The 10,629-nt window shown below is 64.5% G+C and carries 9 protein-coding genes and 1 pseudogene; 2 read left to right on the plus strand and 8 right to left on the minus strand.

Annotation, left to right across the window (positions count from 1 at the left end; all coding sequences use genetic code 11):
- The 4 genes and pseudogenes from IVB32_RS06480 to IVB32_RS06495 form a co-directional block, all read right to left on the minus strand.
- Window positions 1-134: pseudogene (locus IVB32_RS06480) on the minus strand (N-acetylmuramoyl-L-alanine amidase); the annotation flags it as partial.
- A gap of 34 nt (window positions 135-168) precedes the next feature.
- Window positions 169-1,380 carry a GGDEF domain-containing protein gene (locus IVB32_RS06485; RefSeq protein ID WP_247296158.1) on the minus strand — a complete coding sequence of 404 codons (1,212 nt, stop codon included), beginning with the start codon at window positions 1,378-1,380 and terminating at the stop codon, window positions 169-171.
- A 566-nt stretch (window positions 1,381-1,946) separates the two neighbouring features.
- Window positions 1,947-2,558, minus strand: a complete 612-nt coding sequence (locus IVB32_RS06490; RefSeq protein ID WP_247296161.1) for a LysE family translocator — start codon at window positions 2,556-2,558, stop codon at window positions 1,947-1,949.
- Window positions 2,559-2,614: 56 nt separating this feature from the next.
- On the minus strand, window positions 2,615-2,989 hold the full coding sequence (locus tag IVB32_RS06495; protein ID WP_018453620.1) for a response regulator: 375 nt from the start codon (window positions 2,987-2,989) through the stop codon (window positions 2,615-2,617).
- Between the two features lie 130 nt (window positions 2,990-3,119).
- On the opposite strand from IVB32_RS06495, the gene IVB32_RS06500 reads away from it, so the two are divergent.
- Window positions 3,120-3,953 carry an SDR family oxidoreductase gene (locus IVB32_RS06500; protein WP_247361002.1) on the plus strand — a complete coding sequence of 278 codons (834 nt, stop codon included), beginning with the start codon at window positions 3,120-3,122 and terminating at the stop codon, window positions 3,951-3,953.
- A 195-nt stretch (window positions 3,954-4,148) separates the two neighbouring features.
- On the opposite strand, the gene IVB32_RS06505 is transcribed toward IVB32_RS06500, so the two are convergent.
- On the minus strand, window positions 4,149-4,955 hold the full coding sequence (locus IVB32_RS06505) for a lytic murein transglycosylase (protein ID WP_085360517.1): 807 nt from the start codon (window positions 4,953-4,955) through the stop codon (window positions 4,149-4,151).
- Between the two features lie 503 nt (window positions 4,956-5,458).
- On the opposite strand from IVB32_RS06505, the gene IVB32_RS06510 reads away from it, so the two are divergent.
- On the plus strand, window positions 5,459-5,695 hold the full coding sequence (locus IVB32_RS06510; protein WP_007614643.1) for a hypothetical protein: 237 nt from the start codon (window positions 5,459-5,461) through the stop codon (window positions 5,693-5,695).
- A gap of 18 nt (window positions 5,696-5,713) precedes the next feature.
- Here the strand turns inward: IVB32_RS06510 and IVB32_RS06515 are convergent, their stop codons facing one another.
- From IVB32_RS06515 to dnaG, 3 genes are all read right to left on the minus strand, one after another.
- On the minus strand, window positions 5,714-6,091 hold the full coding sequence (locus IVB32_RS06515) for a DCC1-like thiol-disulfide oxidoreductase family protein (protein ID WP_247296247.1): 378 nt from the start codon (window positions 6,089-6,091) through the stop codon (window positions 5,714-5,716).
- A 214-nt stretch (window positions 6,092-6,305) separates the two neighbouring features.
- Window positions 6,306-8,456: an RNA polymerase sigma factor RpoD gene (rpoD, locus tag IVB32_RS06520; protein WP_247296166.1), complete on the minus strand. Its 2,151-nt coding sequence runs from the start codon at window positions 8,454-8,456 to the stop codon at window positions 6,306-6,308.
- A 377-nt stretch (window positions 8,457-8,833) separates the two neighbouring features.
- The coding region (dnaG, locus tag IVB32_RS06525; protein WP_247410023.1) for a DNA primase at window positions 8,834-10,629 on the minus strand (1,796 nt) is incomplete at its 5' end.

The following is a 10,629-nucleotide window of genomic DNA, read 5'->3' on the forward strand; positions in this document are numbered from 1 at the left end:
ACCATCTTCAGGCCGGGAATGTCGGGCGTGCCGGAGGCGCGCGCGAGCTTTGCGAGCTCGGCGTCGGTCGCAGCGGCAGGTGCGATCAGAGTGAGAGCGGCGAGAACGGCCGCGAGCAGGCGAGAGATCATCATGCGGGTCCAATGCGGACCTGACGTTAGCACGCCCTTACGCGAATTTGCGCAAGGCCTCGCCTGGACCGATCGGGTCAGGCATGAGCGGCGGCGCCGGATCGTGGACGGCAAAGTCGTTCTTGCCGTTCTTCTTGGCCGCATAGAGCGCGTGGTCGGCATGCGCGATCAGGCGGTCCGGAAACTGGCCGACGCCGCGGTCCCACTGCGCTACCCCGATCGAGATCGCGATCGGAATGTCGACGCCGGTGCAGGTGACGGCATCCTGGCGGCAGACCTCGAGCACGCGGCGGGCGATCGCAGCCGCCTCGCGCAAGGTCGACGAGGGCAGCACGACGCAGAATTCGTCGCCGCCGGTGCGGGCGAGCATGTCGCCGGGCCTCAAGCGCGTCTGCGCCATCAGGGTGAAGTGCTGGAGGCAGGCATCGCCCGCGGCATGGCCATGGGTGTCGTTGATGGTCTTGAAGCCGTCGAGATCGATGACCAGCAGCGAGAACGGCTCGCTGCTGCGCTCCGAGCGGGCGCATTCTTCGCTCAGCCGCTGCAACAAATGCCGCCGGTTGGCGACGCCGGTGAGATCGTCGAGTAGCGCGAGGTCGGCGACCTCGTTGCGCAAGCTGTCCATCGCCATCAGCAGGAAGCCGAAATTGAGCGTCATGGACAGGAACAGGAGACCCAGCACCATGACGCCATGAGCCTGGCCGCCGGCGCTTGCCGAGAAATCGCCGCCGAGCAGATTGCCCACCGTGCGGACGACGAGGATCGCGATAATGGCGAGGATGACGATGCCGGACAGCCGGGCGCCCGGACTGACGCGGCCTTCCGGCGGCGACAGCAACAGACGCAGCGCCAGCACCAGCGGCACGGCCTGACCGAGCGTGTAGCAGAGCATGCGCAGCTGCATGTTGTCGAAGCCGACCACGAAGAACACGACGCCGGCGAGGCTTAAGCCTGCTGTTGCGATCATGACGCGCCATGAGACGGGCCGGTGATAGAAGCGTTGAATGCCCATGGCGGCAAGGCAGCTCGCCGCGATGACGCCGGCAGCGCCAAGCAGGAGCGGCAACGGAGACGCGACGAACAGGCGCAGCAGGGCCGTCATCGCGCCGGTCGCGCCGATAAAGGACGATGCCATCCAGAACCGCGCGGCCGCGAATTTCGGATAGGTGCGCATCACGTAGGCCCAGATCAGGCCGAGCGCCAGGAAGTTGACGACGAACACGGTCCAGAGTGTCGGCACGTTCAGCATGGCGCACGCGGCGCGCGCAGCGTCGCGCCCTCCGTCCCTGCCAGCTGACCGTCCATGATCCCGTCCCCGTTTTCTTTGGGGGGACAATGCCGCCGCCGCGCTTAACGGAGTCTCACTGCGATCCGCGAAAGCATGACTTTGGTTTTGGATTCATGAACGGCTGGCGCATTGTCGGATCGTTAGGCATGCCGGCGATGCGGATTCGTGAGCTAAAATCACCCGAAAATGCATCTGAGCTGTGGATAACGCGATGACACGGATGTGACAGCGCGGGGCAGAAGCGCGCGAATCTGCTGAGCTTGTCATCGAGGATGTTGCGAGGCTGGCCCTCCGCCGAGCATCCCTCGTGTCGCGTTTCACCATTAACCCTGAAGAGGATCCTATGGCTAAGAAAGCGAAGAAGGCGAAGAAGGCGACGAAGAAGAAGGCCAAGAAGGCAGCGAAGAAGAAGTAGCGAGGCTTCTTATTCTTTGCCCGGGTGGAGCACGCTCCGCCCGGGCGTCGGGTGGGAGTTCTGAGTTGGAAGATGGCGGGCGCAAGGCCCGCTTTTTTGTTGGCTGGAGAAGCTATCGCTCCGCGAACGCCAGCTTGGCGCCGAGCGCGGCGAAGCCGGCGGCAAAACTCCGGCGCAGCCAGGCCATGACACGCGGGCGGGAGATGACGCGCTCGCGCACCGATGCCGCACAGAGGCCGTAGACCACGAATACCGCAAACGTCATCGCCATGAAGGCGCCGCTCAATTGCAGCATTCGCGCCAGCACATGGGCTTCGTCCGCGGCGATGAACTGCGGCAGGAAAGCCAGGAAGAAGATCGACAGCTTCGGATTGAGGATGTTGATCAGGAAGCCGGTCACGATCACCCGACCGACCGAACGCTCGCGGATCTCGCCGTCGACTGCCAGCGCCCCGGTCTCGCGCAGCGCCTGCCAGGACATGTAGAGCAGATAGGCGACACCGCACCATTTCAGCGCGGCGAAGGCGAGCGCGCTGGTGTGGAGCACGGCGGCGAGCCCCAGCATCGCGGCCGTCATGTGCGGCACGATTCCGAGGGTGCAGCCGAAGGCAGCGGCGATGCTCGCGCGCGAGCCGCGGGTCAGCGCGGCCGCCAGCGTGTAGAGCACGCCGGTGCCGGGCGAGGCGACGACGATCAGCGAGGTGAGCAGGAAGGACAAGGTCATGGACCGACCTTATCACCGCGCCGCGGACCACGAAAGCCGGCCTGCCGGATCGACCCTCAGGACAGCTGCGCGATCTCGGCCTCGCGGAGCACGTCGAGCGGCGCCCATGGCTTGGCCCAGAACTTCGCGCCGTTCGGCAAGGCCTGCATCAAGGGCCGGCCGGAGGTGACGACGACGTCGAGCTTCGGGTTGCGGTCCTTGGCGACATGCGCGAGCTCGACGCCGTTCATGCGGCCGGCAAGCTGAACGTCGGTCATCATCAGGCAGAGCGCGCCGGCGCTCTTCTCCAGCACAAGCTCGGCCGCCTCGGCGCTCTCGCATTGAATGACGTCGTAGCCGCTTTCTTCGAGAAGAAGACTGAGCATCTCCCTCTGCATGAGGTCGTCTTCCACGATCAGTGCGGTGGCTCGAAACGGCTTTGCTTGTCCCATCGGCGGCTCCCAATGCTGCCTGTCTTCATCAAGTAACGTAGGTTAAGGTGGGAACCGCCATGCGGTTCGGTTCCAATATGAAAAAATGTAAATCATAGTTCCGCTCAAGTGGCTCGACGGGGGAATCATCATGACTGCAATCCGCGGCGCCGCCGCTATCACCGGAGCGGCAAGCGGCATCGGCCGCGCACTGGCGATCGAGCTTGCACGGCGCGGCTGCGATCTCGCGCTCGCCGATCGCGACGAGCCCGGGCTGAAGACGCTCGCGGCCGAGATCGGCGCCGCAAGCAAGCTCAGCCTGCATCGCGTCGATGTCAGCAAGCCCGACGACATCGCGCAATTCGCGCGTGAGGCGGCCACCGCGCATCCCGCACTTGGCATCGTCGTCAACAATGCCGGCGTTGCACTGATGGGATCGTTCGAGGAGATCGACCAGGCGCAGATGGACTGGCTGTTCGACATCAATTTCTGGGGCGTGGTGCACGGCACGCGCGCCTTCCTGCCGCATCTGAAGACGCTGGGCGAGGCACACATCGTCAATTTGTCCTCGATCTTCGGCATCATCGCCCCGCCGGGACAGTCGGCCTATGCCGCGGCGAAATTCGCGGTGCGCGGCTTTTCCGAGAGCGTGCGGCACGAGCTGGCCATGGCGGGCAGCCCTGTCAGGCTGTCGGTCGTGCATCCTGGCGGCGTCGCCACCGCCATCGCCCGCAACTCGCGCACCGGGGTCGGCGTCACCGACAACGCACGCCGGTCGCAATCGATCGAGCGGTTCGAGAACGCGGCAAGGACCACGCCCCGGGACGCCGCGCTGCGCATCATCAAGGGCATCGAGAGAAACGAGCCGCGCATCCTGATCGGCAACGACGCCCGCTTCATGGATCTCCTGCAGCGCTTCCGCCCGGCAACGTACTGGGCGCCGTTGCAGCGCAAGCTGGAGAGGATGGCGAAGGGGACGGAGTGAGGGGCGCCGTCGAATTAAACCGTCGTCCTGGCGAGCGTTCACGGACCTCTCCGTTGTCACTCCCCGCGAAGGCGGGGAATCCAGTACGCCGCAGCCTCTCCGTATTCTCGCGCGGTCTCTGGAATACTGGATCGCCCGCCTTCGCGGGCGATGACACCAAGTATGTGCGCGAGTGCTCCGTCTCTTTGGCTCCCCTCACTGCCCCGCCAGCCGATCGGCAAAATACCCGATCGTCTTGCGATAGATCACCGCCCTGTTCCATTCGCGCATGGCCTCGAAATTGGCGGTGCCTTCGCCGTAGGGCTGGCCCATCTTGAAGCCGCTGGTGTGGAGCAGGTTCGCGGTCGAGGCGAGCACGTCGGGGACGCTGTGGCGGAGATCGACGTGGCCGTCGCCGTCGAAATCGACGCCGTACTTGATGTAGGAGGACGGCAGGAACTGGGTCTGGCCGATCTCGCCGGCATAGGCGCCGATCAGGTCGCGCAGCGGCAGGTCACCGCGCTGCACGATCTTCAGCGCCGCGAGCAGCTCGCCCTGGAATAGCTCGGTGCGGCGGCAGTCATGCGCGAGCGTCGCCAGCGTGCGGACCACCGGCAGCTTGCCGATGTCGCCCTTGCCGAAATCGCTCTCCAGCCCCCAGATCGCAACCAGGATATAGCGGGGCACGCCGAACTGCTGCTCGATGCGTGAGAGCAGCGCGGCATGGCGCTGCAACAGCGCCTTGCCGCCATTGATGCGGCCGGGGCCGACGCGGGTCGAGACATACTGCTCGAAGCTCTTGTTGAAGGTGTAGCGCTGGCGCCGGTCGAAGGCGAGCACCGCGCCGTCCTGCTGCACGCCGCTGAGCGCCGCGCTGGTCACGCTCGCCGAGACGCCGGCGGCCTGCGCTTCCGAGGCCATGCTGGCGACAAAGCTGTTGAAGTCGCCGCCGCAGCGCGCGGCTTGCGCCGATCCGCCGGCCAGACAGGCGATGAAGGCGATGGCCAAGGCGTATTTCGACATTCGGATGAATCCTACAGGGAATGGGCGGGAGAGCGGCGCGCGATCATGCCCGGGAACCAGATTCGCGTCAAAGCGGCAAATCCTCACCAGAACCAATCGCATCCTGGCTCGACGAATGAAGTCCGATGTCGCGACCACTGCATATCTCATGCGCTCGCTGCGGCATCGCAGCGCCAGCGATTTGCCTTGCCATGGCATGGCGCCGGTTATAACATTCTATTCTAGGTTGTCGCCCCGCCAGCCCCGGGCGACGCTGAAGACCAAAATAAACGGCGGGCTTCGCGGCCCGCCGTTTGTTGAGGCAAGGGTGAGGCAAGGATCTCCTAAGGAGCGCATCGGGTTTTACGAAGCGTTGGACTCTTCCGCCCGACATCGAGGCGCCTCGTAAATGGGTTCGTCGATCGATCGCGCAGCTGGTTCTGCCGCTGCAGGGTCCGCGCCCAGCCACCGGAAACCTGCCAAAGTCATTTGACTATGGCCCCCTGATCGACGAAAAGCCGGCCATGGCCAAAAAACCCGGAACCAATCCCAAGGGCGAATTCGCCTTTTTCAACGTCTTCTATGAAGACGGCTCACAACGCTCCAACCGGCGCGTGCCCGCCGAATTGCTCGGCGGCCTCGACGGCGACGAGCCGGCCCGCGCCTATATCATGGAGCAGGACCGCGAGATCGCCGAAAAATCCGGCCGCCCGGCGCTTGAGATCAAGAACCTCGAGCGGGTCGGCGCGAAGAAGAAGTAGGTCAATCCAGGCAGGCGCTCACCAGCGTCCGCTCCGCCTGTTCCAGGCAAACAGCAGATCGGCAAACCGGTCATAGAAGAACCGGGTGAACGGCAGCGCCACGCGATTTCCGAACAACCCCGCAAGCCACCCCTCCCTCGGCGTCAGCCTCCACAGCGCAATCGCGACATCCGCGCCGACGATGAGTTGGCCGGCCTCATCGGTCGCATGCAGGCGGCGCCTGATGTCGCCGAGCGTGGCGCCAAAGCACGCCAGCGCCTCGGGCTGCTCGTTGATATCCCTGAATTCGATCCTACCCGCGCGCACCAGCGCCAACAGCTTGTTGCGCTGCCAGTCGATGCCGGCATTGCAGACAGGGCAACGGGTGTTGTACCAGACGGTGAGGTGAGCCGGCATCATCAAAGCATAGATGTCGATCCTTGCGACGTCGAGGCTGGAGCCATCCACCCGGAATTCCAGAATCGATGCGCCTCTCTGGTCGGGTGTATATTCGATTGGAAAAGCATGAGCCTCTATTGGGCTGAACGCTGTCGAAGTAGGCGTGAACGAAAACGGCGGGCTTTCGCCCGCCGTTCTTGTTTCAACAGACCACCAAGTGGCGGCGTTTGAACTAGTTATCCAGGAACGACCGCAGCTTCCTTGACCTTGACGGATGCTTCAACTTTCGCAGCGCCTTCGCCTCGATCTGTCGAATACGCTCTCTCGTCACCGAGAACTGCTGGCCGACTTCTTCCAGCGTGTGGTCGGTGTTCATGCCGATGCCGAAGCGCATGCGCAGCACGCGTTCTTCGCGCGGGGTGAGCGAGGCCAGCACGCGCGTGGTGGTCTCGCGCAGGTTGGACTGGATCGCGGCGTCGATCGGCAGGATCGCGTTCTTGTCCTCGATGAAATCGCCGAGGTGTGAATCCTCTTCGTCACCGACGGGCGTCTCCAGCGACAACGGCTCCTTGGCGATCTTGAGGACTTTTCGGACTTTCTCCAGCGGCATGCCGAGCTTCTCGGCCAATTCCTCAGGAGTGGGCTCGCGGCCGATCTCGTTGAGCATCTGGCGCGAGGTGCGCACGATCTTGTTGATCGTCTCGATCATGTGCACGGGGATGCGGATGGTACGCGCCTGGTCGGCGATCGAGCGGGTGATCGCCTGCCGGATCCACCACGTGGCGTAGGTCGAGAACTTGTAGCCGCGGCGATACTCGAACTTGTCGACCGCCTTCATCAGGCCGATGTTGCCTTCCTGGATCAGGTCGAGGAACTGCAGGCCGCGATTGGTGTATTTCTTGGCGATCGAGATCACGAGACGGAGGTTGGCTTCCACCATCTCCTTCTTGGCCTGGCGGGCTTCGCGCTCGCCCTTCTGCACCGAGTGCACGATCTTGCGGAACTCGATGATCTCCAAGCCGGTCAGCGCAGCTAACTGATGCACCTCGTGGCGGAGGTCCTTGATGCGGTCCTTCTCGTGATGGACGAAGTTCTTCCAGCCCTTGGCCGACAGCTTCGAGACACGGTTGAGCCAGCGCGGATCGAGCTCCGAGCCGGTGTAGTTGCGCAGGAAGTCTTCGCGCGCGACGCCATGGCTGTCGGCAAGGCGCATCAGGCGGCCCTCATGCGAGACGAGGCGCTTGTTGATGTCGTAGAGCTGCTCGACGAGACTGTCGATACGCGCCTGGTTCAGGCGCAGCGACTTCACCTCGACGATGATCTCGTCCTTGAGCTTGCGGTATTTGCGCTCTTGGTGCGGCGAGAGCGAGGGCCCGTGCGAGGTGCTCTCGAGCTGGTTCTGGATGTCCTGCTCTTGCAGCTTGCGCAGCTTCTTGTAGCTGTCGGCGATCTTGTCGAAGATCTCGACGACCTTCGGCTTGAGCTCGGCCTCGATCGCCGCAAGCGACATCTGGTTCTCGAACTCGTCGTCCTCGTCCATGTCGGCTTCGGCGGCGGATTCCGCCGGATCCTTCGCGGCGTCGCCGACATTGCCGGGCGCAGGCGCGGCGCGGAACGGGGTCGGCGCCGGCGGTGCGGCCGGCGGCGCGACATGCGCGGGCGCGGCGCCGGTGGCCTGGCCGCCTTCGGCCGTCGCTTCACCGGTCTCGCCGTTCGGACCGGCGATCATCGCATTGTTCATGCCGGCCTTGGCATCGGGCCCGGCATAGGTGGCTTCGAGATCGATGATGTCACGAAGAAAGATTTTTCCTTCGTTGAGCTCGTCGCGCCAGATGATGATGGCCTGGAAGGTCAGCGGGCTTTCGCACAGACCTGCGATCATCGCCTCGCGGCCGGCCTCGATGCGCTTCGCAATCGCAATTTCGCCTTCGCGCGACAGCAGCTCGACGGTGCCCATCTCGCGCAGATACATGCGCACGGGATCGTCGGTGCGCTCGCCCGGCTCGCTCTTCTTGACCTCGGTGACGGCCTTCTGGGTGACTTCGACGAGCTCGTTGTCGGTCTCGTCCTCGCCGCCTTCGTCCTTGTCCTCCTCGCCTTCGCTATCGTCGGCTTCGGTGACGTTGATGCCCATGTCCGAGAGCATGGACATGATGTCCTCGATCTGCTCGGGAGAGGTCTGGTCGGACGGCAAAACTTCGTTGAGCTGATCGAAGGTCACGAAGCCGCGCTTCTTGGCCTGCTTGATCATCTTCTTCACGGCCGCGTCGGACAGATCGAGCAACGGCGAGGGCGCGTCCTGGGAGTCCTTCTCCGGCGCGTCCGCTGCCTTGTCGTCTTTTTCCTTGTCCTTCGCCTGCAGCGTCTTTGCCTTGGTGGCCATCCATTGCTCCTAAACGCGTTTCACACAGACGTTCGCCGCGCCCGCGCAAAATCACTTGAACCTGTTGCTCGATGCTCTCGCTTCGTCAGATCTCGACACGGAAAGGGCGGCGCGGACCTCTTGTCGCCACCCCCGACCTTTCACTCGCCGGATTTGCCTAACGCTTCGTAGAGCCTCTTTGTCGCAGCGGATACAGGTGTAGTGCCAACAGCAATTGCGCGGATTCATTCCTGACGCGTCTGTTCTGCCTGCGGCCGCCTGGTGGCCAAAGTGCTACAAGACCGTTAAGCCTCGATTAACCCTGTTTTTGCCGCCAAACCTCGGATTTGGCGAGTCTTTTAGCGGTTCCGGTCCCGGCCGTCCGCATGATTCTTTCATCACACGCTCTTCTGGAACCGGCCCGACAGCTCGCCAAAACCCTCGATCAGGGCCTCGGTGCCGTCGACTTCGCCTATCCGAGCCTTGACGTCGCGCAGCCACGCCATGTTGGCCTCGCTGGGATCATCCCCCAAGGCCAGCTCGGCGTCTTTCAGCTCTCTAAGTAGTGAATGGTACTGCCGATGCAAGGCGACCAGCTGATGCCAGGTGGAGAGAACGTCGTCCCGTGCGGCGCCCTCACGGGCGCCCCACACCGCCGCGGTCGTGATACCGCTCTCAACCCTTTGAAGAGCCTGCGAAAATCCGCCCTTCTCGAGATCGCTGCGCATCTTCTCGGCGAGCTCGCCGGGGTCCGGCGAATGGTGATGGTCGTTGGCAAAGGCGGCGATGATGCCGGCCCGGAGCTTATGGACCTCGGGATGGGCGAGCTCCAGGGCCGCGACTTCCTCGAGATGATCGTGCAGCAGCCAGGGGTGATTGATCAGGATTTGCAGGATCAGGGCCTCCCGGCGGGAGATGGCGCTGCGCTGGCCGCGCATGATCGGGCTTGCCGCGAGCTGCGCGCTCGCCGCCTGGTAGGGTCCGGAGGGCAGCTGGATGGGCCCGGGTGGGCCGCGGCGGCCTCCAAATCCCTGACCGCCGAATCGATTCGCGCCTCCCCCACCGCGGGGCTGGAACTGACGGCCGGCCGAGCCGGGGCGGAAATTGCCACGGCCGCCGCCGAAGCCGCCGCGTGCGCCTTCGGGGGCAAAGGCGCGCTGAAGCCGCTCGGCAAGATCCTGCCGGTAATAGCGCCGCACCACCTCGTCGCGGATGCCGTTGGAGAGCTCCTTGATGCGCGCCTCTAGCGCGGCGCGGCGCTCGGGCGTGGCGAAATTGCCGCCTTCGAGCTCGCGCGACCAGATCATCTCGGCGAGCGGACGCGCCGCCGCGATCACCTCCTCGATCGCGCCACGACCGCCGGAGCGCACGAGATCGTCGGGGTCCTGCCCTTCCGGCAGCAGGGCGAAGCGCAGACTCTTGCCGGGCGCGAGGAAGGGTAAGGCGAGATCCGCGGCACGATAAGCGGCTTTCTGGCCGGCGCGGTCGCCGTCGAAGCAGAGGATCGGCTCGTCCGCCATTTTCCAGAGCAGCGCGAGCTGGTTTTCAGTGAGCGCGGTGCCGAGCGGCGCCACGCTGCCGGCAAAGCCCGCGGTGACCATGGCGATGACGTCGACATAGCCTTCGACCACGATGAGGGGGCTGCCGTCATGGGTGGCTTTGCGCGCGGTCTGGTGGTTGTACAGATTGTCGCCCTTGTGGAAGAGCGGCGTCTCCGGCGAGTTCAGGTACTTGGCCGGAACGTCCTTCTCCAGCGCGCGCCCGCCGAAGGCGATGACGCGGCCGCGCAGATCCATGATCGGAAACATCACGCGATCGCGGAAGCGATCATAGGGCACCGGGATGTCGTTGCCGGCCACCAGCATGCCGGTTTCGACCATGTCGTCGACGGAGACGCCGAGCTTGCCGAGATGCTCTTTCAGCGCAAAGCGATCAGGTGGCGCATAGCCCAGCCGAAACTGCAATTGCGTCGCCGGCGAGATCGCGCGGTCGGCGAGATAGCCGCGCGCCTTGGCGCCGACGCGCGAGGCCAGCGTCTCGGCAAAGAACTTGGCGGCGAGATCCATGACGTCATGCAGCGAGCGGCGCCGCTGCTCCTGACGCGCTGCATCCGGCGTCACCGCTGGCAGCGGCAGGCCCGCCATATTGGCGAGCCGCTCCACGGCCTCCGCGAACGGCAGGCCGTCGGTCTCCA

This window comes from Bradyrhizobium sp. 23, from assembly GCF_023073295.1.
In the GTDB taxonomy this organism is placed as follows: domain Bacteria; phylum Pseudomonadota; class Alphaproteobacteria; order Rhizobiales; family Xanthobacteraceae; genus Bradyrhizobium; species Bradyrhizobium canariense_D.

What these genes read in the sequence shown, in the direction of transcription:
- IVB32_RS06505 (WP_085360517.1), bottom strand. Translation starts at nt 4,955, where the DNA reads ATGTCGAAATACGCCTTGGCCATCGCCTTCATCGCCTGTCTGGCCGGC.
- IVB32_RS06495 (WP_018453620.1), bottom strand. Translation starts at nt 2,989, where the DNA reads ATGGGACAAGCAAAGCCGTTTCGAGCCACCGCACTGATCGTGGAAGAC.
- IVB32_RS06485 (WP_247296158.1), bottom strand. Translation starts at nt 1,380, where the DNA reads ATGCTGAACGTGCCGACACTCTGGACCGTGTTCGTCGTCAACTTCCTG.
- rpoD (WP_247296166.1), bottom strand. Translation starts at nt 8,456, where the DNA reads ATGGCCACCAAGGCAAAGACGCTGCAGGCGAAGGACAAGGAAAAAGAC.
- IVB32_RS06515 (WP_247296247.1), bottom strand. Translation starts at nt 6,091, where the DNA reads ATGCCGGCTCACCTCACCGTCTGGTACAACACCCGTTGCCCTGTCTGC.
- IVB32_RS06500 (WP_247361002.1), top strand. Translation starts at nt 3,120, where the DNA reads ATGACTGCAATCCGCGGCGCCGCCGCTATCACCGGAGCGGCAAGCGGC.
- IVB32_RS06510 (WP_007614643.1), top strand. Translation starts at nt 5,459, where the DNA reads ATGGCCAAAAAACCCGGAACCAATCCCAAGGGCGAATTCGCCTTTTTC.
- IVB32_RS06490 (WP_247296161.1), bottom strand. Translation starts at nt 2,558, where the DNA reads ATGACCTTGTCCTTCCTGCTCACCTCGCTGATCGTCGTCGCCTCGCCC.